This is a genomic window from Streptomyces sp. NWU339 (genome assembly GCF_003143855.1).
In the GTDB taxonomy this organism is placed as follows: Bacteria; Actinomycetota; Actinomycetes; order Streptomycetales; family Streptomycetaceae; genus Streptomyces.
The window spans coordinates 194826-218692 of sequence record NZ_QFRK01000004.1; the positions used below are offsets into that span (position 1 = coordinate 194826).

Genomic DNA, 23867 nt, shown 5'->3' on the forward strand with positions numbered 1-23867 from the left:
CGGTATCAGACCGCCCTCATCAGCAGGGTCGCGGCGACCAGGAGTGCCGCGCCGCCGAACATCGAGACCGCATACGACCGCGCGAAGCCGTTCTGCAGCTTGCGCATCCGTCCGGACAGACCGCCGAACGAGGCCGCCGTCCCGTTGACGACCCCGTCGACCAGGGTGTGGTCGACGTACACCAGGGAGCGCGTGAGGTGCTCGCCGCCACGTACCAGGACCACATGGTTGAAGTCGTCCTGGAGCAGGTCGCGCCGGGCGGCCCGGGTGAGCAGCGAACCGCGCGGGGCGACGGCCGGGACCGGGCGGCGCCCGTACTGGCCCCAGGCGATCGCCACGCCGACGACCATCACGGTCACCGTGGCGATCGTGACCGTCAGGGCGCTGATCGGCGCATGGCCGTGGTCGTACCCGGTGACGGGCTTCAGCCAGTTCAGGAACCGGTCCCCGATGCCGAAGAACGCACCCGCGAACACCGACCCGAAGGCGAGCACGATCATCGGGATGGTCATGATCTTCGGCGACTCGTGCGGGTCAGGCGGGGTGTACTCGCCGCGGGTCTCGGCGGCGGGCTCCACGTCGGGTGCGGCCGGGGACGGCGTCGGGGCGTTGCGCCAGCGCTCCTCGCCGAAGAACGTCATCAGCATCACGCGCGTCATGTAGTACGCGGTGATGGCGGCGCCCAGCAGGGCCGCGCCGCCGAGGATCCAGCCCTCGGTGCCGCCCTTGGCGAAGGCCGCCTCGATGATCATGTCCTTGGAGAAGAAGCCGGACAGGCCCGGGAAGCCGATGATCGCGAGGTACCCGAGGCCGAAGGTGATGAAGGTGACCGGCATGTACGTGCGCAGTCCGCCGTAGCGGCGCATGTCGACCTCGTCGTTCATGCCGTGCATGACCGAACCGGCGCCGAGGAACAGGCCGGCCTTGAAGAAGCCGTGCGTCACCAGGTGCATGATCGCGAAGACGTAGCCGATGGGACCGAGGCCCGCCGCGAGCACCATGTAGCCGATCTGCGACATCGTCGAACCGGCCAGCGCCTTCTTGATGTCGTCCTTCGCGCAACCGACGATCGCACCGAACAGCAGCGTGACCGCGCCGACGATGGTGACGACCAGCTGCGCGTCGGGGGCGCCGTTGAAGATGGCCCCGGAGCGGACGATCAGGTACACGCCCGCCGTGACCATGGTCGCGGCGTGGATCAGGGCCGAGACCGGGGTCGGGCCCTCCATCGCGTCCCCGAGCCAGGACTGCAGCGGCACCTGGGCGGACTTGCCGCAGGCCGCGAGCAGCAGCATGAGGGCGATCACAGTGAGCTTGCCCTCGCCGGCGGCACCGGCGAGCCCGGCCTCCCCGTGGCTGCCGAGCACCGGTCCGAAGGCGAAGGTGCCGAACCACAGGAACATCAGCATGATCCCGATCGACAGACCCATGTCGCCGACACGGTTGACCAGGAAGGCCTTCTTCGCCGCGGTCGCGGCGCTGGGCTTGTGCTGCCAGAAACCGATCAGCAGGTAGGAGGCGAGACCGACGCCCTCCCAGCCCAGGTACAGCAGCAGGTAGTTGTCGGCGAGGACGAGGATCAGCATCGCCGCGAGGAACAGGTTCAGATAGCCGAAGAAGCGGCGGCGCCGCTCGTCGTGCTCCATGTACCCGATCGAGTACAGGTGGATGAGCGAGCCGACGCCGGTGATCAGCAGGACGAACGTCATCGACAGCTGGTCGAGCTGGAAGGCGACGTCCGCCTGGAAGCCCTCCACCGGGATCCAGCTGAACAGGTGCTGCGTCAGGGTGCGGTCGCCGGCGGCACTGCCCAGCATGTCGGTGAAGAGGACGAGGCCGATCACGAAGGACGCGGCGGCGAGCGCCGTGCCGATCCAGTGGCCGACGGCGTCCAGCCGGCGGCCGCCGCACAGCAGGACCACCGCTCCGAGCAGGGGCGCCGCCACCAGCAGCGCGATCAGGTTCTCTGTGTTAGTCACGGTCTACCGACCCCTCACAGCTTCATCAGGCTGGCGTCGTCGACCGAGGCCGAGTGGCGGGAACGGAACAGGGACACGATGATCGCCAGCCCGACCACGACCTCCGCCGCGGCGACGACCATCGTGAAGAAGGCGATGATCTGGCCGTCGAGGTTGCCGTGCATACGGGAGAAGGCGACGAACGCGAGGTTGCAGGCGTTGAGCATGAGCTCGATGCACATGAAGACGACGATCGCGTTGCGCCGGATGAGCACACCGGTGGCGCCGATCGTGAACAGCAGGGCAGCGAGGTACAGGTAGTTGACCGGGTTCACTTCGATGCCTCCTCGGCCCGCTCGTACGCCGACTTGAACGTCGGCTCGACCGCCGCGCGCTCAAGGCGCTCCTCCGCGCGCTGTTCCAGCGCCCGCAGGTCGTTGAGCGCCTCCCGCGACACGTCCCGGATCTGACCCCGTTCGCGCAGCGTCTTGTTGACGGTGAGGTCGGACGGTGTGCCGTCGGGCAGCAGGCCCGCGATGTCCACCGCGTTGTGCCGGGCGTACACGCCCGGGGCCGGCAGCGGCGGGAGGTGCTTGCCCTCGCGGACGCGCTGTTCGGAGAGCTCCCGCTGGGTCCGGGCCCGCTCGGTGCGCTCGCGGTGGGTGAGCACCATGGCACCGACGACGGCCGTGATGAGCAGGGCGCCGGTGATCTCGAAGGCGAACACGTACCGGGTGAAGAGGAGAGCGGCGAGGCCCGGGACGTTGCCGTTCGCGTTCGCCTGGCCGAGGCCGTTGAACTCGGTGAGCGCGGCGTTGCCGATGCCGCCGACCAGCAGGATGCCGAAGCCGAGCCCGCACAGCAGGGCGAGCCAGCGCTGGCCCTTGATGGTCTCCTTCAGGGAGTCCGCCGCGGTGACGCCGACCAGCATCACCACGAACAGGAACAGCATCATGATCGCGCCGGTGTAGACGATGATCTGGACGATGCCCAGGAAGTAGGCGCCGTTGGCGAGGTAGAACACCGCCAGGACGATCATGGTTCCGGCCAGACAGAGCGCGCTGTGCACGGCCCGCCGCATCAGGATGGTGCACAGCGCGCCGATCACGGCGACCGTGCCGAGGATCCAGAACTGGACGGCCTCTCCGGTGGAGGTGGAGTAGGCGGCGAGATACTCGATGGACGCGGTGGACGCGGTGTACGCAGTCATCCCCGGATCACCTTCTCAGAGGCCGGTTCGTCCTCGCCGAAGGTCGAGTCCGCCTCCTGCACGACCTCGCCCTCGGAGTGGGCTACCTGCCGCTCCGTGCCGGGCGCGGCCTCGGTCACCAGGCCCCGGTAGTAGTCCTGTTCGTCGGTGCCCGGGTACATGGCGTGCGGGCTGTCGACCATGCCCTCCTCCAGACCGGCGAGCAGCTGCTCCTTGGTGTAGATGAGGTTGGCGCGGCTGGAGTCGGCCAGTTCGAACTCGTTGGTCATCGTGAGCGCGCGCGTGGGGCACGCCTCGATGCACAGACCGCACAGGATGCAGCGGGCGTAGTTGATCTGGTAGACGCGGCCGTACCGCTCGCCGGGGGAGTAGCGCTCCTCGTCGGTGTTGTCCGCGCCCTCGACGTAGATCGCGTCGGCGGGACAGGCCCAGGCGCACAGTTCACAGCCGACGCACTTCTCCAGACCGTCCGGATGGCGGTTGAGCTGGTGCCTGCCGTGGAAGCGCGGGGCCGTGGTCTTCGGCTGCTCGGGGTACTGCTCGGTCAGCCGCTTCTTGAACATGGCCTTGAAGGTCACGCCGAAGCCGGCCACCGGGTTCAGGAAACCGGGCTTCGTCTGCCCGGCCTCCTTGGATTCCTCAGCCATCGGACGCCTCCTTTCCATCCAGAGATCCGTCACTGTGGGTATCGGGTCCGCCACTGCCGACGAGCTTCCGCTCCTGGCGCGAGGGCCGTCGCGGCACCGGCGGAAGCTCCTGTCCGGGCAGCGGCGGTACGGGGAATCCGCCCGCCATCGGATCGAAGGCGGCCGGGGCCTCGCCGGGTTCCTCGGCCTCCTCGCTCTTCTTGCTCTTCGCCCGGAACATGTCGACGACGAAGGACAGCACCAGCAGGGTGAGGACGGCCGCGGCTACGTAGAGGGCGATGTCGGTGAACCCGTAGTTCTCGTTCCGCAGGGCCCGCACCGTGGCGACGAGCATCAGCCACACCAGGGAGACCGGGATCAGGACCTTCCAGCCGAGCTTCATCAGCTGGTCGTAGCGGACCCGCGGGAGCGTGCCGCGCAGCCAGACGAACATGAACAGCAGCAGCTGGACCTTGACGATGAACCAGAGCATCGGCCACCAGCCGTGGTTCGCGCCCTCCCAGAAGGTGCTGATCGGCCACGGAGCGCGCCAGCCGCCCAGGAAGAGGGTGGTGGCGACGGCCGAGACGGTCACCATGTTGATGTACTCGGCGAGCATGAACATCGCGAACTTGATCGACGAGTACTCGGTGTTGAAGCCGCCGACCAGGTCGCCCTCGGACTCCGGCATGTCGAAGGGGGCGCGGTTGACCTCGCCGACCATCGTGACGATGTAGATGAGGAAGGAGACCGGCAGCAGCAGGATGTACCAGCGGTCGGCCTGCTGCTCGACGATCGCCGACGTCGACATCGAGCCCGAGTAGAGGAACACGGAGGCGAACGCGGCGCCCATGGCGATCTCGTAGGAGATCATCTGCGCGCAGGAGCGCAGACCGCCCAGCAGCGGGTAGGTGGATCCGGAGCTCCAGCCCGCCAGGACGATGCCGTAGATGCCGATCGAGGCGACCGCGAGGATGTAGAGCAGGGCGATCGGCAGGTCGGTGAGCTGCATCGTGGTCCGCTGACCGAAGATCGAGATCTCGTTGCCGGACGGCCCGAAGGGGATCACCGCGATCGCCATGAAGGCCGGAACGGCCGCGACGATCGGCGCGAGGACGTACACCGCCTTGTCCGCGCGTTTGACGACGACGTCTTCCTTGAGCATCAGCTTCACGCCGTCGGCGAGCGACTGGAGCATGCCCCAGGGGCCGTTCCGGTTGGGGCCGATGCGCCGCTGCATCCAGGCGACGATCTTGCGTTCCATCACGATGGCGATCAGCACCGTCACCATGAGGAAGGCGAAGCAGAACACCGCCTTGAGGGCGATCAGCCACCAGGGGTCGCGGCCGAACATCGAGAGGTCTTCAGTGGCGAAGTACAGGCTCATGCCTCCACCTCCTCGGGGGCTTCGCCGGCGAGTGCCGCCGGGCCGATACGGACGAGGGAGCCGGGCAGTGCCCCGGTGTCGGAGGCGACACCGCCGCCCGCGGAGTTCAGCGGGAGCCACACCACGCGGTCGGGCATCTCGGTGACGCTCAGGGGAAGTTCGACCGTTCCGGCGGTGCCGGTCACCGCGATCAGGCCGCCGTCCTCGACGCCGACCTCGACGGCCGTGGCGGCCGACACCCGCGCGTGCGCGGCGTGCCGGGTGCCGGCGAGCGCCTCGTCGCCCTGCTGCAGGAGCCCCTGGTCCAGCAGCAGCCGGTGTCCGGCCAGCACCGCCTCCCCGGCGGCCGGCCGGGGCAGCGCGCCCGCGGTCCGCAGCGGTTCGGTGGCCCGCGGGCCGTCCCAGGTGCCGAGCCGCTCGATTTCCGCGCGTACCGTGCGCAGATCCGGCAGGCCCAGGTGCACGTCCATGGCGTCGGCCAGCATCTGCAGCACGCGCGCGTCGGTCGGCGGGAGGGGGCGGGTCATCTGGTCGGGCTTGAGCGCCGCCTCGAAGGGCCGGACCCTGCCTTCCCAGTTGAGGAAGGCACCGGCCTTCTCGACGACGGCCGCCACCGGCAGCACCACGTCGGCGAGTTCGGTGACCTCGCCGGGCCGCAGCTCCAGGGAGACCACGAACCCGGCCTCGGCGAGTGCCGCACGCGCGCGTGCGGGGTCGGGCAGGTCGGCGACCTCCACGCCCGCGACCAGCAGTGCCTGCAGCTCGCCGGTCGCCGCGGCCTCGACGATCTCGCCGGTGTCGCGGCCGTAGCGGTGCGGGAGAGCGGCGACGCCCCAGACGGCGGCGACCTCCTCCCGCGCGCGCGGGTCGGTCGCCGGGCGCCCGCCCGGCAGCAGCGACGGCAGCGCGCCCACCTCGACGGCGCCCCGCTCCCCGGCCCGGCGCGGGATCCACACCAGCCGGGCGCCGGTCGCGGTGGCGATCCGTACGGCGGCGGTGAGACCGCCCTCGACGGCGGCGAGCCGCTCACCGACGACGATCACCGCGCCCTCGGTCCGCAGCGCTTCGGCCGCCCTGGCCCCGTCGCCCTCCAGGCCGACGCCGCTCGCGAGCGCGTCCAGCCATTCGGTCTCGGTGCCGGGGGCCGCCGGCAGCAGCGTGCCGCCGGCCTTCTCCAGGCCGCGCGTGGCGTACGTGGCCAGGGCGAAGGTCCGCTGCCCGTGGGTACGCCACGCCTTGCGCAGCCGCAGGAAGACGCCGGGCGCCTCCTCCTCCGACTCGAACCCGACCAGCAGGACGGCGGGCGCCTTCTCCAGCGAGGAGTACGTGACACCGCCCCCGGAGTGCGGGCCGACCGCGCCCCCGAGGTCGTGTCCGCGACCCGCGACCCGCGCGGCGAGGAAGTCGGCCTCCTCCGCGCTGTGCACGCGCGCACGGAAGTCGATGTCGTTGGTGTCGAGCGCCACGCGTGTGAACTTGCTGTACGCGTAGGCGTCCTCGACGGTGAGCCGGCCGCCGGTCAGGACTCCGGTGCGGCCGCGGGAGGCCAGCAGCCCCTGGGCCGCGATCTGGAGTGCCTCGGGCCAGGAGGCGGGCTCCAGCTCACCCTCGGCGTTGCGCACGAGCGGGGTCTGCAACCGGTCCCGCTGCTGCGCGTACCGGAACCCGAAGCGCCCCTTGTCGCACATCCACTCCTCGTTGACCTCGGGGTCGTCGGCGGCCAGCCGCCGCATGACCTTGCCGCGCCGGTGGTCGGTGCGGGTGGCGCAGCCGCCGGAGCAGTGCTCGCACACCGACGGCGAGGAGACCAGGTCGAAGGGGCGGGAGCGGAACCGGTAGGCCGCCGAGGTGAGAGCGCCGACCGGGCAGATCTGGATGGTGTTGCCGGAGAAGTACGACTCGAAGGGATCGCCCTCGCCGGTGCCGATCTGCTGGAGCGCGCCCCGCTCGACCATCTCGATCATCGGGTCGCCGGCGATCTGGTTGGAGAACCGGGTGCAGCGGGCGCACAGCACGCACCGCTCACGGTCGAGCAGCACCTGGGTGGAGATCGGGACGGGCTTCTCATAGGTCCGCTTCTTTCCTTCGAAGCGGGACTCGGGGTTGCCGTGCGACATCGCCTGGTTCTGCAGCGGGCACTCGCCGCCCTTGTCGCAGACCGGGCAGTCCAGCGGGTGGTTGATGAGCAGCAGCTCCATCACCCCGTGCTGGGCCTTCTCCGCGACGGGCGAGGTCAGCTGGGTCTTCACCACCATCCCGTCGGTGCAGGTGATGGTGCAGGAGGCCATGGGCTTGCGCTGGCCCTCGACCTCGACGATGCACTGGCGGCAGGCGCCGGCCGGGTCGAGGAGGGGGTGGTCGCAGAACCGGGGGATCTCGATGCCGAGCTGTTCGGCGGCCCGGATGACCAGGGTGCCCTTGGGCACGCTGATCTCGACGCCGTCGATCGTCAGCGTCACGAGGTCCTCGGGCGGGACCGCCGCCTCTCCCCCACCGGAGGGAGAGCTGGTGGTCACAGTCATGCGTGCACCTCCGTACGGTCGGCCCAGGCCGTCGACTTGGCCGGGTCGAACGGGCAGCCACGGCCCGTGATGTGCTGCTCGTACTCCTCGCGGAAGTACTTCAGCGAAGAGAAGATCGGCGAGGCGGCGCCGTCGCCGAGGGCGCAGAACGCCTTGCCGTTGATGTTGTCGGCGATGTCGTTCAGCTTGTCGAGGTCGGACATCCGGCCCTTGCCGGCCTCGATGTCGCGCATCAGCTGCACGAGCCAGTACGTCCCTTCGCGGCACGGCGTGCACTTGCCGCAGGACTCGTGGGCGTAGAACTCGGTCCAGCGGGTGACGGCCCGTACGACGCAGGTCGTCTCGTCGAAGCACTGGAGCGCCTTCGTGCCGAGCATGGAACCGGCGGCGCCCACCCCTTCGTAGTCCAGGGGGACGTCGAGGTGCTCCTCGGTGAGCAACGGCGTCGAGGAGCCGCCCGGCGTCCAGAACTTCAGGCGGTGCCCCGGCCGCATGCCGCCGCTCATGTCGAGCAGCTGGCGCAGCGTGATGCCCATCGGCGCCTCGTACTGCCCGGGGCGTGCGACGTGGCCGCTGAGGGAGTAGAGAGTGAAGCCGGGTGACTTCTCGCTGCCCATCGAGCGGAACCATTCCTTGCCCCGGTTCATGATGGCGGGAACCGAGGCGATCGACTCGACGTTGTTCACCACAGTGGGGCACGCGTAGAGGCCCGCGACGGCGGGGAAGGGAGGACGGAGCCGCGGTTGGCCACGGCGGCCTTCGAGCGAGTCGAGCAGTGCGGTCTCCTCACCGCAGATGTACGCGCCGGCGCCCGCGTGCACGGTGAGTTCGAGGTCGAGTCCGCTGCCCAGGATGTTCTCGCCGAGCAGGCCCGCCGCGTAGGCCTCGCGCACGGCCTCGTGCAACCGCCGCAGCACGGGGACGACTTCACCACGCAGATAGATGAAGGCATGGGACGACCTGATGGCGTAGCAGGCGATGACGATGCCCTCGATGAGGCTGTGCGGGTTCGCGAAGAGGAGCGGAATGTCCTTGCACGTCCCGGGCTCCGACTCGTCGGCGTTGACCACCAGATAGTGGGGCTTGCCGTCTCCCTGGGGAATGAACTGCCATTTCATTCCCGTCGGGAAGCCGGCGCCGCCGCGCCCGCGCAGACCGGACTCCTTGACGTACGCGATGACGTCGTCCGGTGACATGGCGAGGGCCTTGCGGAGCCCCTCGTACCCCTCGTGCCTCTTGTAGACGTCCAGGGTCCAGGACTCGTCCTCGTCCCAGAAGGCCGACAGCACGGGTGCGAGCAGCTTCTCCGGACCGATGTCCTTGAGTTCGGCGGGTGCCAAGGTCATCACTCCCCCTCCTCTGCGACGGGTCCGGCCGGATGCTCCGGATCGGAGGCCGATGTGTCCTGCGGCGCGTCGTGCGAGCTGAGGTGCTCCGTCGGCGACGGCTCGTGCGGCGGGGTGTCCGTGGGCGCCTCTCCGCGCGGGTGCACCACGCGCGCGGGGGCGGCCTCCCCCTTGGCCAGCTTCAGGCCGGTCAGGGAAGCGGGTCCCGCGCTGCCCGTGGCCTCGACGGCGCCCTCCCGCTCGTCGGGGAAACCGGCCAGGATCCGGGCGGTCTCCTTGAACGTGCACAGCGGCGCCCCGCGCGTGGGCGAGACCGGGCGGCCGGCCCGCAGGTCGTCGACCAGGCGCTTGGCGCTCTGGGGGTCCTGGTTGTCGAAGAACTCCCAGTTGACCATCACGACGGGTGCGAAGTCGCAGGCCGCGTTGCACTCGATGTGTTCGAGGGTGACCTTGCCGTCCTCGGTGGTCTCGCCGTTGCCTACGCCGAGGTGCTCCTGGAGCTCCTCGAAGATGGCGTCGCCGCCCATGACGGCGCACAGGGTGTTGGTGCACACCCCGACCTGGTAGTCACCGCTCGGCCGGCGCCGGTACATGCTGTAGAAGGTGGCGACGGCGGTGACCTCGGCCGTGGTCAGGCCGAGCACGTCCGCGCAGAACTGCATTCCGGTGCGCGTGACATGGCCTTCCTCCGACTGCACGAGGTGCAGCAGCGGCAGGAGGGCGGACCGGGAGTCCGGGTAGCGGGCGATGACCTCGCGCGCGTCGGTCTCCAGCCGGGCCCGGACCTCGTCCGGGTAGGCGGGAGCGGGCAGTTGGGGCATGCCCAGGCTGACGCCCCGCTCCGAAGATGAGGTGGTCACCGGTCGACGCCTCCCATCACGGGGTCGAGGGATGCCACGGCGACGATGACGTCGGCGACCTGGCCGCCCTCGCACATCGCCGCCATGGACTGCAGGTTGGTGAAGGACGGGTCGCGGAAGTGGACCCGGTAGGGACGGGTGCCGCCGTCGGAGACGACATGCACCCCGAGCTCGCCCTTGGGCGACTCGACCGCCGTGTACGTCTGTCCCGGCGGCACGCGGAAACCCTCAGTGACCAGCTTGAAGTGGTGGATCAGGGCCTCCATGGAGGTGCCCATGATCTGCTTGATGTGGTCGAGGGAGTTGCCCAGTCCGTCCGGCCCCATGGCGAGCTGGGCGGGCCAGGCGATCTTCTTGTCGGCGACCATGACCGGCCCGGGCTGGAGCCGGTCCAGGCACTGCTCGACGATGCGCAGCGACTGGCGCATCTCCTCCAGCCGGATCAGGAAGCGGCCGTAGGAGTCGCAGGTGTCCGCGGTGGGGACCTCGAAGTCGTACGTCTCGTACCCGCAGTACGGCTGCGCCTTGCGCAGGTCGTGCGGCAGGCCGGTGGAGCGCAGGACGGGACCGGTGGCCCCGAGGGCCATGCAGCCGGCCAGGTCCAGGTAACCGACGTCCTGCATACGGGCCTTGAAGATCGGGTTCCCGGTGGCGAGCGCGTCGTACTCCGGGAGGTTCTTCCGCAGCGTCTTCACGAGCTCGCGGATCTGGTCCACCGCTCCGGGAGGCAGGTCCTGGGCGAGTCCGCCGGGGCGGATGTACGCGTGGTTCATCCTGAGGCCCGTGATGAGCTCGAAGGCGTCGAGAATGAGTTCACGATCACGGAATCCGTAGATCATGATGGTGGTGGCGCCGAGCTCCATGCCTCCGGTCGCGATGCACACCAGGTGGGAGGAGAGCCGGTTCAGCTCCATCAGGAGCACGCGGATGACCGAGGCGCGGTCGGGGATCTGGTCCTCGATGCCGAGGAGCTTCTCGACGCCGAGGCAGTACGCCGCCTCGTTGAAGAACGGCGTCAGGTAGTCCATGCGCGTCACGAACGTGGTGCCCTGGGTCCAGGTCCGGTACTCGAGGTTCTTCTCGATGCCGGTGTGGAGGTAGCCGATGCCGCAGCGGGCCTCGGAGACGGTCTCGCCGTCGATCTCCAGGATCAGCCTGAGCACGCCGTGCGTGGACGGGTGCTGCGGGCCCATGTTGACGATGATGCGCTCGTCGTCACTGCGGCTCGCCGTCTGGACGACCTCGTCCCAGTCGCCGCCGGTGACGGTGTAGACGGTGCCTTCCGTGGTCTCGCGCGCGGAGGCGGCGGAGGCCGCGGATGCCGTCGAAGAGGTGGTCCCGGAGGGACTCGATGAGGAGTGGTGGCCGGGCGACGGGTTGGGAGTGCTCATGAGTACGACCTCCGCTGGTCCGGAGCCGGGATCTGGGCGCCCTTGTACTCGACGGGGATGCCGCCGAGGGGATAGTCCTTGCGCTGCGGGTGGCCCTGCCAGTCGTCCGGCATCAGGATCCGCGTCAGGGCCGGGTGGCCGTCGAAGACGATGCCGAAGAAGTCGTACGTCTCGCGCTCGTGCCAGTCGTTCGTCGGATAGACGGAGACCAGCGACGGGATGTGCGGGTCGTCGTCGGGGGCGCTGACTTCCAGGCGGATCAACCGGTTGTGGGTGATCGAGCGCAGGTGGTACACGGCGTGCAGTTCGCGGCCCTTGTCGTTCGGATAGTGGGTGCCGCTGACACCGGTGCACAGTTCGAAGCGCAGCGCGGGGTCGTCCCGCAGGGTCCTCGCGACCCGGACCAGGTGCTCGCGTTCGATGTGGAAGGTGAGTTCGCCGCGGTCGACGACCGTCTTCTCGATGGCGTTCTGGGGAAGCAGGTCCTGCTCCTCCAGCGCGCCCTCCAGTTCGTCGGCGACCTCGTCGAACCAGCCTCCGTAGGGGCGGTTCGACGGTCCCGGGAGCCGGACCGAGCGGACCAGACCGCCGTAACCGGAGGTGTCGCCGCCGTTGGCGGCGCCGAACATGCCGCGCTGGACGCGGATCTCCTCACCGCCCTCGCCGCGCCTGCCGGGAAGGTTCTCCGCCGAGAGGTCCTTCTCCGGGTTCACACCGCCGCCGTCACCCGCGGCGTTCTTCGCGTCACTCATCGCAGCAGCCCCTTCATCTCGATGGTGGGCAGTGCCTTGAGCGCCGCCTCCTCCGCCTCACGGGCCGCTTCCTCCGCGTTCACACCGAGCTTGGAGTTCTGGATCTTCTGATGGAGCTTGAGGATGGCGTCCATCAGCATCTCGGGCCGGGGCGGGCAGCCGGGGAGATAGATGTCGACCGGGACGACGTGGTCGACGCCCTGGACGATCGCGTAGTTGTTGAACATGCCGCCCGAGGAGGCGCAGACCCCCATGGAGATCACCCACTTGGGGTTCGGCATCTGGTCGTAGACCTGTCGCAGCACCGGCGCCATCTTCTGGCTGACCCGGCCGGCCACGATCATCAGGTCCGCCTGCCGCGGCGAGCCGCGGAAGACCTCCATGCCGAAACGCGCCAGGTCGTAGCGGCCGGCGCCGGTGGTCATCATCTCGATGGCACAGCAGGCGAGTCCGAACGTGGCGGGGAACATGGACGACTTGCGCACCCAGCCCGCGGCCTGCTCGACGGTGGTCAGCAGGAATCCGCTCGGCAGCTTTTCTTCGAGTCCCATGGTCAAAGGCCCTTCAGTCCCATTCCAGGCCGCCCCGCCGCCATACGTACGCGTATGCGACGAAGACGGTGAGCACGAAGAGCAGCATCTCCACGAGCCCGAAAATCCCCAGCGCGTCGAAGCTGACGGCCCAGGGATAAAGGAAGACGATCTCGATGTCGAAGACGATGAAGAGCATCGCCGTCAGGTAGTACTTGATGGGGAAGCGCCCGCCGCCGGCCGGCGTGGGGGTCGGCTCGATACCGCACTCGTAGGCCTCGAGCCTGGCGCGGTTGTACCGCTTCGGACCGATCAGCGTGGCCATGACCACGGAGAAGATCGCAAAGCCTGCCCCGAGGGCTCCCAGTACGAGGATGGGCGCATACGCGTTCACCGCTCCTCGCTCCTCTCAGTCGGCACTGACTGCTGGCGAGTCGAGCTCACTTCCGCCCCACGCGTCCCCCGAACCACGCCCGCCCCGGCGGAGATCGAGAACATGTGAAGCGGGTCACAAGCCCAACCGCTCCGCATCCTATGCCCGCAGGTCTGTGATCTGCGACACGGGGTATTGCCAAAGCTTTGTGATCTCCACCACCTGACGAACGATCATGAAGCCGGATGAGCGGTGATCTTCACACGCGAAGCGTCCGCGCGGTCACCAGAAGTGACAATTTGCCACGTCAGTGCAGGTCAGAGGGGTCGTCTCAATATCAAGAAGGTTCCCCTGCATGCAAATTGGCGCTGGACCCGTTCCCTTGTTAGAGGAGGCGTTCACACATCAGGGGGATGCGAGGCGCGATGTGGACGCGTGCACGCGTTCACGAAGTCCCGGCGCCGCGATCCGGCTGCGACCCGGCCGTGATCCACCCGCGATCCGCTCGCGATCTCACCGCAACCCGGCCGCAACCGGCCACGGCGCGCATTCCGGACGCGTCGGGACGGGTGACCGTTCCGTGACCTCCGCCACACCCCGCGAGGTGACGAGGGAAGGGGGCTTGGCCAATCGTTCCAAGCGGTGGTAGGTGCCGGGGCAATTCGGACGTAAAGATGAAAGACCGTGATCACGGGCCCATTACGGCCCGCCCGCAATGTCCGTTACGGCGTCAATAAAGAGCGACACACCCGGGATTCTCGGCTGCCGTTGAACAACTGTGGCGCAGCACACGTTTCTTGTGGATATGAAGGAGCCCCTGGTACCGGTTGTTCCCATGTCCCACACCGCTCACATACGCAGCCACCGGAAACCCCGCCGCACCGCGCCGTCCACGATGGCGATGCGGGCCGGAGTCGCCAGTGGTGTTCTCAGCACTCTGGCAGTGGCCGGGGCGTCGGCGGCGAACGCCGCCGAGCCGGTGACGCAGACCCTCGAGCTGCCCACCCTGACGGCCGACCTGTCCACCCAGGTCGCCCAGTCCGCGCAGGCCACCCAGCAGGCCGCCGCGAACTACCAACTGCAGGCCGAGCGGGACGCCGCCGCGGCCGAGGCCGCCAAGGAGGCGAAGGCCGACCTCGCCGAGGCCAAGAAGAAGGCCGAGGCGAAGAAGAAGGCCGCCGAGGAGGCCCGCAAGGCCGCCGCCGAGCGCGCCACGCGCGACGCGGAGCGCGCCGTCCTCACCGCCGACGCGGGCGCCACGAGCGCGGCGGCCACCGCGGTCACCGCCTCCGCGCCGACCGGCGGCAGCGTCGCGACCGTCATCGCCTTCCTCAAGGCGCAGGTGGGCGACGCCTACGTCATGGGCGCCACGGGCCCCAACGCCTGGGACTGCTCCAGCCTGGTGCAGGCCGCGTTCAAGCAGGTCGGCGTCGACCTCCCGCGCGTCTCGCAGGACCAGTCGACCGTCGGCACCGACGTCTCGCTGTCCAACCTCCAGGTCGGCGACATCCTGTACTGGGGCGGCAAGGGTTCCGCTTACCACACGGGCGTCTACATCGGTAACGGCCAGTACCTGGACGCCGCCAACCCGTCCAAGGGCGTCGTCATCCAGGATCTCTCCGGCTACCCCGCCTCGGGTGCCGTGCGCGTGCTCTGAGCCGCGCCGCTACGGACGGATCGGGCCCGAACGGACCCGGTTCGCACGGGTGGGAGGGCCGCTGCCACTCGGTGGCAGCGGCCCTCCCGTTCGCGCGCTCCCCACTCACCCGGACACCCGACCAAGATATCCCGCATGCCCGAATCATCACCCGTGCGGCGTGCGTTGACGGGGTGACACCGCATCGACCGAGCGCCCTGCGGCGCCGTGGCGGCCCCTCACGGCGCCCCGGACACGCCTCGGCGGCCGAGAGTCCGCCCATCCGACCCCGGCCGCCCACAGCGCCCCTCACGGCTCCCGCACGCGCGGGACGCCTCACGCCTTCGGCGCCACCTTGCTCAGACCGTTGATGATCCGGTCCATCGCGTCGCCGCCCGTCGGGTCCGTCAGGTTGGCGAGCAGCTTCAGGGTGAACTTCATCAGCATCGGGTGCGTCAGCCCGCGCTGGGCCGCGATCTGCATGATCTTCGGATTGCCGATGAGCTTCACGAACGCGCGGCCGAGCGTGTAATAGCCGCCGTAGGTGTCCTTCAGGACGCGCGGGTAGCGCTGGAGGGCGATCTCCCGCTGGGCCGGCGTCGTCCGGGCGTGCGCCTGGACGATGACCTCGGCGGCGATCTGCGCGGACTCCATGGCGTAGGCGATGCCCTCGCCGTTGAAGGGGTTCACCAGGCCGCCCGCGTCACCGACGAGCAGCAGCCCGCGCGTGTAGTGCGGCTGGCGGTTGAAGGCCATCGGGAGCGCGGCGCCGCGGATCGGGCCGGTCATGTTGTCCGGGGTGTAGCCCCAGTCCTCGGGCATCGAGGCGCACCAGGCCTTCAGGATCTCGCGCCAGTCCAGTTCCTTGAAGGAGGCCGAGGTGTTGAGCACCCCCAGGCCGACGTTGCTCGTCCCGTCGCCCATGCCGAAGATCCAGCCGTAGCCGGGCAGCAGCCGGTCCTGCGGGCCTCGGCGGTCCCACAGTTCCAGCCAGGACTCCAGGTAGTCGTCGTCGTGGCGGGGCGAGGTGAAGTACGTACGGACCGCGACACCCATCGGGCGGTCCTCGCGTCGGTGCAGCCCCATCGCCAGGGACAGCCGGGTGGAGTTGCCGTCGGCGGCCACCACCAGCGGGGCGTGGAAGGTGACTTCCCGCTTCTCCTCGCCGAGCTTGGCCTTCACGCCGGTGATGCGGCCGGTGCGGTCGTCGATGATCGGCGCGCCCACGTTGCAGCGCTCGTACAGTCGCGCGCCGGCCTTCTGGGCCTGCCGGGCGAGCTGCTCGTCGAAGTCGTCGCGCTTGCGGACCAGACCGTAGTCGGGGAAGGAGGCGAGTTCCGGCCAGTCGAGCTGGAGGCGGACACCGCCGCCGATGATGCGCAGGCCCTTGTTGCGCAGCCAGCCCGCCTCCTCGGAGATGTCGATGCCCATCGCGACGAGCTGCTTCGTGGCGCGCGGGGTGAGGCCGTCGCCGCAGACCTTCTCCCGCGGAAACGCGGTCTTCTCCAGCAGGAGCACGTCGAGACCGGACCTGGCCAGGTGGTACGCGGTGGTGGAGCCGGCTGGCCCCGCGCCCACGACGATCACGTCGGCGGTGTTGTCGGAGAGGGGCTCGGTCACGGCGGGATCTCCCCCAAGTTCGATATCTGCGTGCCGACAGGCACTGGACACGGGCAGTCTATGCAGCAGAATTGATCACCCGGCTGAAGGGCTGCCTCCGTGAACCGAGCTCTGCCCGCTGTACGGCTCCGTGTACCCACCCACGAGGACGCCTTCGCCTGGCACCGGATCTTCGCCGATCCGGACGTCATGGAGTTCCACGGCGGCGAGGCCGCGGAGCTGTCGGTCTACGAGGAACTCACCGCCCGCCAGCGGCGGCACGACGCCGAGCGCGGGTTCTGCCTGTGGACCATGGTCGACGAGACGGACCGCGTCCTCGGCTTCACGGGCGCCCAGCCCTGGGAGCAGGACTGGGGCCCGACGGACGAGATCGAGATCGGCTGGCGCCTCGGCCGGGAGCACTGGGGCAGGGGGTACGCGACCGCAGCCGCCCGGCAGACCCTGGAGCGGGTGCGCGCCACGGGCGTCTCGGACGTGGTCGCCATGGTCGACGCCCGCAACACCCGCTCGGCGGCGGTCACCCGGCGGCTCGGCATGCGTCTCGCCGGGACGTTCACCACCCCGGTCTCGCGCCGGGAGGGGCACTGCTACCGCCTGGCCCTCTGAAACCGGAGGCCCGGAGGAAACCGGAAGCGTGAACCGCCATTTCGACCACCCGCCGTGACTGATTGTCACAGATAGCCACGCGTTGCTTCCTGCCGGCGCGTGGCCGGGTCTACCCTGCCGGTACCGCTGGGGGGTGACGTCCGTGCGTGTGACACCCAGGACATCCGACAGGACACCGGAAGTGCGCGTTCCGCGCCTGGTCGGCCTGATGGCCGTGGACGCGCGCGAGTCCGCCCGTGCACGCGGCCTGTACCTCGACGCGCCGGACCGGCCGGACTTCCGCCGCACCGTCGTCGACCACGTCGTACGCCAGTATCCGCAGCCGGGCGTCGAGGTGCCCAGGGGTTCCCTGGTCCATGTGTGGTTCGACTTCGGCGAGGGGGACGGCGGAGGAGGGGTGCGCGAGCCGCGCGCACCCGTACCGCCCGGCGGCGGCCTCCGGCGCGAACTGGAGGAACCCCGTGAACCGGCCGCCCCCCGCGCGGCCGCCCTCAGCCGGCCTTGAAGCCCCGGTGCAGCGCGACCACACCGCCCGTGAGGTTGCGCCACGCCACCTTCGTCCAGCCGGCGCCCTGCAGCCGCTCGGCCAGGGCGGGCTGGTCGGGCCAGGCCCGGATGGACTCGGCGAGGTAGACGTACGCGTCGGGGTTCGACGACACCGACCGCGCGACCGGCGGCAGCGCGCGCATCAGGTACTCGGTGTAGACGGTGCGGAACGGCGCCCACGTGGGGTGCGAGAACTCGCAGATGACGATCCGTCCGCCGGGCCGGGTCACCCGGTGCATCTCGCGCAGCGCGGCGTCCGTCTCCTGGACGTTGCGCAGCCCGAAGGAGATGGTGACGGCGTCGAAGACGTCGTCCTTGAACGGCAGCCGGGTCGCGTCGCCGGCGGTGTAGGGCAGCCAGTTCCGGCGCTGCTTGCCGACCCGGAGCATGCCGAGGGAGAAGTCGCAGGGGACGACGTAGGCGCCGGTCCGCGCGAAGGGCTCCGAGGACGTGCCCGTGCCGGCCGCCAGGTCCAGGACCTTCTGCGCGGGACGCGCGTCGACCGCCTTCGCCACCTCCTTGCGCCAGATCCGGTCCTGGCCGAGCGACAGCACGTCATTCGTCAGGTCGTACCGTTCCGCCACGTCGTCGAACATCGAGGCGACTTCGTGCGGCTGCTTGTCCAGGGATGCGCGGATCACGGTCGTTCGGCCTCACTTGTCCGGGTACGGGGCTGTCTCAGGAGCGGTGTGTGTGTCATTGTCTCAGTCGGTCCCCTCTGTCTCGCTGCCTCGGTGCCTCGGTGGGTCCCCGGCCCCGGTCGGCCCGTCAGCGACGCCGGTGCACCAGTCGGCCGCCGACGACGGTGGCCACGCAGGTCGACGCCCCGTGACGGACCAGCTCGGCCCGGTCCGTCACGTCGAACACCGCGAACCGGGCAGGGCCGCCCGGAACCGGCCTCGGCAGCAGGACGAGCGGCACCGGCGAGAAGGACGGCGGCCCCGGCAGGCGCGCCGGGCGAGCGCCCACCACGAGTCCGGCCCGGCGAACGGCGTCCAGGACCGGTCGGCTGCGCAGCTCGCCCGCGACGGCGACCGTTCCGTGCGCCAGCAGCCGCTGCACCCCGCGGCGCGCACTGGCGCCGCGCCGTGACTCGTCGGCGCGGAAGATCTCCTGCGCCCGCTCCCCGGTGATCGGCTCGGTGCCGAACTCGTCGGCCTCGCGCGGGTCCGGGTGGTAGGTGCCTTCGAGCAGCTCGGGCCCGTAGGGGTTGAGCAACCCGGGAGTGAGGATGCCGGGCCACCGCCGCACCCGCGCCTGCGGACGGGCGGCGGCCAGCTCCTCGTACGGGCCGACGGCGGCGACGGTCGCGCCGTCGAGCAGGACGGCCAGTTCGGGCGTGGCCTCGGCGACGTGGATCGTGAGCACGGTCGCGTCAGTTCGCGGGGAGCAGCTTCAGCTCCGGGTGGGCCGTGCCGCCCTCGATCGCCGTGGACGAGATGTGCGAGACGACGCGCTCGTCGACCGGGTCGTCGGCCGGGTCGTCGTGCACCACGAGGTGCTCGTACGTCGTGCTCCGCTGCGCGGGGACCCTGCCCGCCTTGCGGATCAGGTCGATGATCTCCAGACGGTTGGAGCGGTGCTTGGCGCCGGCGGAGGAGACGACGTTCTCCTCCAGCATGATCGAGCCGAGGTCGTCCGCCCCGTAGTGCATCGAGAGCTGGCCGACCTCCTTGCCCGTGGTCAGCCAGGAGCCCTGGATGTGGGCGACGTTGTCGAAGAACAGCCGAGCGATGGCGATCATCCGCAGGTACTCGAAGATCGTGGCCTGGGTGCGGCCCTTCAGGTGGTTGTTCTCGGGCTGGTAGGTGTACGGGATGAAGGCGCGGAAGCCGCCCGTGCGGTCCTGAACGTCCCGGATCATGCGCAGGTGCTCGATGCGCTCGGCGTTGGTCTCGCCGGTGCCCATCAGCATGGTGGACGTCGACTCGACGCCCAGCCCGTGCGCGATCTCCATGATCTCCAGCCAGCGTTCGCCGGACTCCTTCAGCGGCGCGATGGCCTTGCGCGGCCGCTCGGGCAGCAGTTCGGCGCCCGCCCCGGCGAAGGAGTCGAGCCCGGCCGCGTGGATGCGCGTGATGGCCTCCTCGACCGACACCTTCGAGATCCGGGCCATGTGCTCGACCTCGCTCGCCCCCAGGCTGTGGATGACGAGCTGCGGGAACTCCTTCTTGATGGCGGCGAAGTGCTTCTCGTAGTACTCGACGCCGTAGTCCGGGTGGTGGCCGCCCTGGAACATGATCTGCGTACCGCCGAGTTCGACGGTCTCGGCGCAGCGCCGCAGGATGTCGTCGAGGTCGCGGGTCCAGCCCTTGGCGGTGTCCTTGGGCGCGGCGTAGAAGGCGCAGAACCTGCACGCCGTGACGCACACGTTCGTGTAGTTGATGTTGCGCTCGATGATGTACGTCGCGATGTGCTCGGTCCCGGCGTACCGGCGGCGGCGTACGGCGTCGGCGGCGGCGCCCAGCGCGTGCAGCGGGGCGTCGCGGTAGAGGTCGAGCGCCTCTTCGGGGGTGATCCGCCCGCCTGCGGCAGCACGGTCGAGGATGGGCTGAAGGTCGGCCTTCTCGGTCACCGGGCGTCCCTTTCGTAAGGTTCGTAAGGTTCGTAAGGTTCGCAAGGGTTGCAGACGGGCTGGACCAGCCTACGCCAGCGGTCCACGGCGCCCGACGTCAGGCCGTGTACGCGCCGATCAGCAGCCCGGCGAACGCGCCGGCGATCAGGAACGGCCCGAACGGTATGGCCGTCTTGCGCCCCGCCCGCCGCGCGACGACGAGGGCGCCGCCGTACAGCGCCCCGAACAGGAACCCGGCGAAGGTGCCGAGCAGCACGGTGGGCCAGCCGTACCAGCCGAGGACGGCCCCCGCGCCGAGGGCGAGCTTCACGTCGCCGAAACCCATGCCGCCCGGGTTGACGAGGAACAGGACGAAGTAGCCGGCGCCGAGCGCGAGGGCGCCCAGCAGGGCGGTCGTCCACTCGCCCGCGTGCTCGGGAACGAGGGTGACCAGGCCGAGCAGGGCGAGGGCGGCTCCGGCGAACGGGAGGGTGAGCGGGTCGGGCAGCCGCTGGACCCGGAGGTCGACGACCGCCAGCAGCACGCCGACCGGCGCGAGCAGCAGCCAGACGCCCACCTCGGGCCGCGTGCCGGTGGCGGCGGCGAGGGCGGCGCAGACAAGGGCGGTGACGGCGACGGGGGCGGTGCTCGAGCCGTACGGGGGCACCGTCGCACACCGCCCGCACCGGGCCGCTCCGAGCCAGCCCGCCAGGGGGTGTTCCGCGGGGCAGACCGCCCGCCACTCCTCCCCCGCCGGTACGGAGAACCGGTAGGCCGCCCGCGGCAGCAGCGCACCCGCCGCCGCACCCCACAGCGCGGCGGCCGCGACCAGCAGACCGGTCGTCACCCCGTACTCATCCCCGCCGCGCTCGTCCCCGCCCTGCTCATCGCCCTGCTCACCCCTCTGCGCTCATCCCGCCGCCGCGACCGCGCCGCGCCAGGTCGGCAGCAGCTCGTCGAGCAACGCCTCGGTGCGCGGCGGCAGCCCGCGGGCGCCGCTGCGGCCCATGAGGTCGGCGGCGAGGGCGGTGAGCCGTTCCGGGTCGCCGAGGGCGTGAGTGGCGCGCAGCAGCTCGTTCCACAGCCGCTCGTCGACCGGGGCGGTACGCAGCGCCGCGTCCAGCGCCTCGATGGCCTTCTCCGCGCGGTCCTTCTCCATGTGGAACTCGGAGAGGGCGAGCCCGGTGTCCGCGACCAGCAGCGGGAGCTGGGCGTCGACGATCTCGTGGGTGAGCCAGCGGTAGCGGCCCTCGGGCCGGTCGGCGAGCAGCGGTCCGCGCACCAGCACCAGCGCGTCGGTGAGCAGCCGCCCGCGGACGGCCCGGCTGTCGACGCCCTTGCCCTGGGTCGCCTCGTGGTACAGCGACCGCAGCACGTCCAGGTCGGAGACGACGGACTTGCCGAGGGTGAGCCGCCCGGTGGGGTCCGTGCCGAGGCGGGGCGTGCCGTCGGGGTCGGTGCCGAGCCAGGCGCGCAGCCGCTCGATGAGCGCCTCGCGCACGTCGTCGGTGACCCCGCGCGGCCACAGCGCGGAGGACAGCACGCGCGGGTGCACGCCTTCGCGGTGCAGGAGCAGCAGGGCGAGCGCCTCGTGGAGCAGGGCGCTGCGCTCTCCGTCCGGGGTGTCGAGCCCGATGATCTCGTACGGTCCGACGAGGCGCGCGTAGACGGCCGGCCGGCCCTGTTCGCTGATGTCGACCAGGAACGGCGGGGTGTGGACCGGGCCGTCGGGCCCGCGGTCCGGGTCGGCCTCCACGAACAGTTCGACGACCGCGCGCTGTTGGGCGGCGGGCAGGAGCTGTGCGTCGAGTTCGAGGCCGAGGAGCGGCGCGAGCAGCTTGCCCTCCGCGGTGATCTCCATCTCCCAGGCAGCGCCCGGCAGATCGCCGCTCCCGGCGCCGACGAGGTAACCGATGCCGAGGCGGCTCGCGTCGGCGGCGAGTTCGGCGAGCTTGACGGCGTCGTCGGCGGACGGCTCGGCGGCGAGCAGGACGAGCTGCGGGGCCCAACGGGTGTGCTGGGCCGGTCCGGTGCGCCCGGTGAGGACGGAGTCGTGACCGGCGGCACCCAGCGCGCCGCGCCGCTGCCGGGTCTCGGCCTCCATGGTCTCGATGAGCGCCTCGACGTCGTCGAGGTGGCGGAGCCGGTTGGGGGCGAGCGGGGTCAGGTCCTCACCGAACCCGACGAGGGTGACGGTCATCCGGTCCGACCATCCGTTGGTGGCCAGTTCGGCGGCGACGGAGGCGAACACGGCGGCCCGGTCGGCCTCGCGGCCGCTCAGCGAGACGATGCCGGGGACGGACTCCAGGTTGAGCAGCAGCCGCGAGTCGTCCATGGTGCCGAGGCTGACCAGGCCGGGGTACGGGGCGGCGGTGTCACTGTCCTCGTACTGCCCGGCGTCGTCCTTGGCCAGCATCCAGAACGTCTGGTCCTGCCCGAGCTGCCAGGGCGCCGGCGGCTTGCCGGCCGGCTGGGCGAGCTGGAGGTGCAGGTCGCCGTCGCTGAGCCAGGCCGCGTAGACCGTCGGCAGCGCGCGGGACTCGGCGGCGAGGGACGCGGCGAGCCCGCGCAGCGACCGGTCGAGCAGCCGTACGCCCTCGGGGTCGGCGCCGACGAGCAGCGCGTCCTGGGCGTCCTGGGCGTCCCCCTCCGGCGTGGGCGGCTCCATTCCGCGCCGTCCGCCGATCCCTCCGAACGCCGACTGCCAGAGCGCCTGCCGGCGCCGGTGCCCGAGGGCACCGAGGAGACCGGCGGCGAGGAGCGGCGCGGTGAGCAGGGCTTCGGGCAGGCCGAAGGCGGAGGTGTCCTGCGCGGAGGCGGCGTGCTCCTGCTGGTGACCGGCGTCGTCCCGCGCGGGCGCCGGTGCGGGCTCGGGCGTCGGTGCGGGTGCGGGCCGCTGTTCGGGCAGGGACACCTGCGCGGCACCACTGCCGCCCCCGCCCTGGGCGGTGTCCCCCGTCTTGGCGTAGTCGTGGATCTGCTGCCGCACCTCCGGCGAGACCTCGGGTGCGTCGTCCGGCATCTCGACGAGGTCGCCGCCGCGCGCGTCGCCGGGCATCTCCATGATCCAGCCGGGCCGGATGAGGCTGGCCTCGGACAGCTTCGAACCGTCCGGCTGCACGCGGTCCTTGTTGAGCTCGAAGATCTCCTTGTACCGGCGCCCGTCCCCGAGGTGCCGCTCGGAGATCTCCCAGAGGGAGTCGTGGTGGCGTCCCTCGGGCGGCTGGATCCGGTAGAACTTCGTGTCACCCTGCTTGGCCGTACCGCCACCGCTGGCCTCGGCGTGCGCGGCGGCGTGGGACGCCTGCTCGGCGAGGGCGGCGGCGGTCCCGGCGGCCTGCTCCTGCTGCTGGGCGAACAGCCCCGGCGTCTGCTGGGCGGCGGCAGCGGTGGGCTGCTGATTGCCCTCCATGCCCTGCCCCACCTGCGAGAGTCCCGGCGTGAAACTCGCCGCGGCGGCACCCACGAGCAGCAGTGCGGCGACGAGTTGCCGCGCGAGCAGCTGGCTGGGCCCGGCCCCGGGCACCCGCCCCGGCACCCCGACTCCGGACAGCGCGGCCTTCATCTCGACGAGCACACAGGCGGTGAACTGGGCCCAGGCAAGCCAGACGAAGAACACCAGGATGCTCTGGAAGGTGGAGACGGAGACATCCCGCCTGAGCCAATCCATGGGCTCGAAGGTCTTCGGGAACGGCCAGCCCGCCGTCATGGCGAGCGCGAGCGGCACCCCGACGACCAGCACGAGCAACGCCACAAAGGCGAGGAACGCCTTGACGAAGTCCCCGAACGTCCGCTGCCTGATCCGCACGGGCTGCGGCGTCCGGTTCCGCGGGGCGGCGGACCCTCCGCTGCGGTTTCCCGTCGAGCTGGACGAGCTTGAACTGCGGCGTCGTGGCATGGCGGGTGTCCCGGGTCGTGTGGTGTGGGAGGAGTCGGAGTGACGGCCTGAA

Annotated in this window: 21 protein-coding genes; 3 read left to right on the forward strand and 18 right to left on the reverse strand. The window is 70.5% G+C overall.

The annotated features are described in order from the left end of the window. Nucleotides 1-5: 5 nt before the first annotated feature. From nuoL to DIZ27_RS07375, 12 genes are read right to left on the reverse strand one after another with little or no spacing between them, the layout of a single operon-like run. A complete protein-coding gene (gene nuoL / locus DIZ27_RS07320; protein WP_109377480.1) occupies nt 6-1979 on the reverse strand; it encodes an NADH-quinone oxidoreductase subunit L in 1974 nt (657 codons plus the stop codon). A 14-nt stretch (nt 1980-1993) separates the two neighbouring features. Beyond that, a complete protein-coding gene (gene nuoK, locus DIZ27_RS07325; protein ID WP_003974374.1) occupies nt 1994-2293 on the reverse strand; it encodes an NADH-quinone oxidoreductase subunit NuoK in 300 nt (99 codons plus the stop codon). Next, on the reverse strand, nt 2290-3168 hold the full coding sequence (locus DIZ27_RS07330) for an NADH-quinone oxidoreductase subunit J (protein WP_109377481.1): 879 nt from the start codon (nt 3166-3168) through the stop codon (nt 2290-2292). Before DIZ27_RS07330 ends, nuoK begins: the two co-directional genes overlap by 4 nt. Further along, entirely contained in the window at nt 3165-3815 is a 651-nt protein-coding gene (gene nuoI, locus DIZ27_RS07335; protein WP_109377482.1) for an NADH-quinone oxidoreductase subunit NuoI, read from the reverse strand. The genes DIZ27_RS07330 and nuoI overlap by 4 nt, the downstream gene beginning before the upstream one ends. Next, nucleotides 3808-5181, reverse strand: coding sequence for an NADH-quinone oxidoreductase subunit NuoH (gene nuoH, locus DIZ27_RS07340; RefSeq protein ID WP_109377483.1), 1374 nt, complete (start codon nt 5179-5181; stop codon nt 3808-3810). Before nuoH ends, nuoI begins: the two co-directional genes overlap by 8 nt. After that, nucleotides 5178-7703, reverse strand: a complete 2526-nt coding sequence (locus tag DIZ27_RS07345) for an NADH-quinone oxidoreductase subunit G (RefSeq protein WP_109377484.1) — start codon at nt 7701-7703, stop codon at nt 5178-5180. Before DIZ27_RS07345 ends, nuoH begins: the two co-directional genes overlap by 4 nt. Further along, nucleotides 7700-9052, reverse strand: a complete 1353-nt coding sequence (nuoF, locus tag DIZ27_RS07350; RefSeq protein ID WP_181383417.1) for an NADH-quinone oxidoreductase subunit NuoF — start codon at nt 9050-9052, stop codon at nt 7700-7702. Before nuoF ends, DIZ27_RS07345 begins: the two co-directional genes overlap by 4 nt. Next, a complete protein-coding gene (gene nuoE / locus DIZ27_RS07355; RefSeq protein WP_109377486.1) occupies nt 9049-9909 on the reverse strand; it encodes an NADH-quinone oxidoreductase subunit NuoE in 861 nt (286 codons plus the stop codon). Before nuoE ends, nuoF begins: the two co-directional genes overlap by 4 nt. After that, nucleotides 9906-11300: an NADH-quinone oxidoreductase subunit D gene (locus DIZ27_RS07360; RefSeq protein WP_109377487.1), complete on the reverse strand. Its 1395-nt coding sequence runs from the start codon at nt 11298-11300 to the stop codon at nt 9906-9908. Before DIZ27_RS07360 ends, nuoE begins: the two co-directional genes overlap by 4 nt. Beyond that, a complete protein-coding gene (locus tag DIZ27_RS07365) occupies nt 11297-12052 on the reverse strand; it encodes an NADH-quinone oxidoreductase subunit C (protein ID WP_109377488.1) in 756 nt (251 codons plus the stop codon). The genes DIZ27_RS07360 and DIZ27_RS07365 overlap by 4 nt, the downstream gene beginning before the upstream one ends. Next, nucleotides 12049-12603, reverse strand: a complete 555-nt coding sequence (locus DIZ27_RS07370) for an NADH-quinone oxidoreductase subunit B family protein (protein WP_109377489.1) — start codon at nt 12601-12603, stop codon at nt 12049-12051. Before DIZ27_RS07370 ends, DIZ27_RS07365 begins: the two co-directional genes overlap by 4 nt. Before the next feature lie 13 nt (nt 12604-12616). Continuing rightward, the gene (locus DIZ27_RS07375) at nt 12617-12976 is read right to left on the reverse strand and encodes an NADH-quinone oxidoreductase subunit A (RefSeq protein WP_055570452.1); all 360 of its coding nucleotides are present in this window, start codon (nt 12974-12976) and stop codon (nt 12617-12619) included. Between the two features lie 784 nt (nt 12977-13760). On the opposite strand from DIZ27_RS07375, the gene DIZ27_RS07380 reads away from it, so the two are divergent. Continuing rightward, the gene (locus DIZ27_RS07380; protein ID WP_109377490.1) at nt 13761-14612 is read left to right on the forward strand and encodes a C40 family peptidase; all 852 of its coding nucleotides are present in this window, start codon (nt 13761-13763) and stop codon (nt 14610-14612) included. 315 nt (nt 14613-14927) lie between these two features. On the opposite strand, the gene DIZ27_RS07385 is transcribed toward DIZ27_RS07380, so the two are convergent. Then, complete coding sequence (locus DIZ27_RS07385) at nt 14928-16211, reverse strand: geranylgeranyl reductase family protein (protein ID WP_109377491.1); 1284 nt, start codon at nt 16209-16211, stop codon at nt 14928-14930. Nucleotides 16212-16310: 99 nt separating this feature from the next. Here DIZ27_RS07385 and DIZ27_RS07390 point away from each other — a divergent pair, with 99 nt between their 5' ends. Both DIZ27_RS07390 and DIZ27_RS07395 read left to right on the forward strand, forming a co-directional pair. Continuing rightward, nucleotides 16311-16817 (forward strand): GNAT family N-acetyltransferase, encoded by a 507-nt coding sequence (locus tag DIZ27_RS07390; RefSeq protein ID WP_109377492.1) that lies wholly within the window; start codon nt 16311-16313, stop codon nt 16815-16817. Between the two features lie 208 nt (nt 16818-17025). Beyond that, a complete protein-coding gene (locus DIZ27_RS07395) occupies nt 17026-17322 on the forward strand; it encodes a PASTA domain protein (protein WP_375231940.1) in 297 nt (98 codons plus the stop codon). Here DIZ27_RS07395 and DIZ27_RS07400 read toward each other — a convergent pair. The 5 genes from DIZ27_RS07400 to DIZ27_RS07420 all read right to left on the reverse strand — a co-directional run bounded on the left by DIZ27_RS07400 (nt 17309) and on the right by DIZ27_RS07420 (nt 23815). Continuing rightward, on the reverse strand, nt 17309-18004 hold the full coding sequence (locus DIZ27_RS07400; protein ID WP_109377493.1) for a demethylmenaquinone methyltransferase: 696 nt from the start codon (nt 18002-18004) through the stop codon (nt 17309-17311). The two genes, DIZ27_RS07395 and DIZ27_RS07400, sit on opposite strands and share 14 nt — an antisense overlap. Nucleotides 18005-18131: 127 nt before the next feature. Then, entirely contained in the window at nt 18132-18731 is a 600-nt protein-coding gene (locus DIZ27_RS07405) for a hypothetical protein (protein WP_109377494.1), read from the reverse strand. Nucleotides 18732-18738: 7 nt separating this feature from the next. Further along, nucleotides 18739-19938, reverse strand: a complete 1200-nt coding sequence (gene mqnC / locus DIZ27_RS07410; RefSeq protein WP_109377495.1) for a cyclic dehypoxanthinyl futalosine synthase — start codon at nt 19936-19938, stop codon at nt 18739-18741. 97 nt (nt 19939-20035) lie between these two features. After that, nucleotides 20036-20764, reverse strand: a complete 729-nt coding sequence (locus DIZ27_RS07415) for an A24 family peptidase (protein WP_109377496.1) — start codon at nt 20762-20764, stop codon at nt 20036-20038. A 63-nt stretch (nt 20765-20827) separates the two neighbouring features. Beyond that, nucleotides 20828-23815: a BTAD domain-containing putative transcriptional regulator gene (locus tag DIZ27_RS07420; RefSeq protein WP_109377497.1), complete on the reverse strand. Its 2988-nt coding sequence runs from the start codon at nt 23813-23815 to the stop codon at nt 20828-20830. Nucleotides 23816-23867 lie beyond the last annotated feature (52 nt).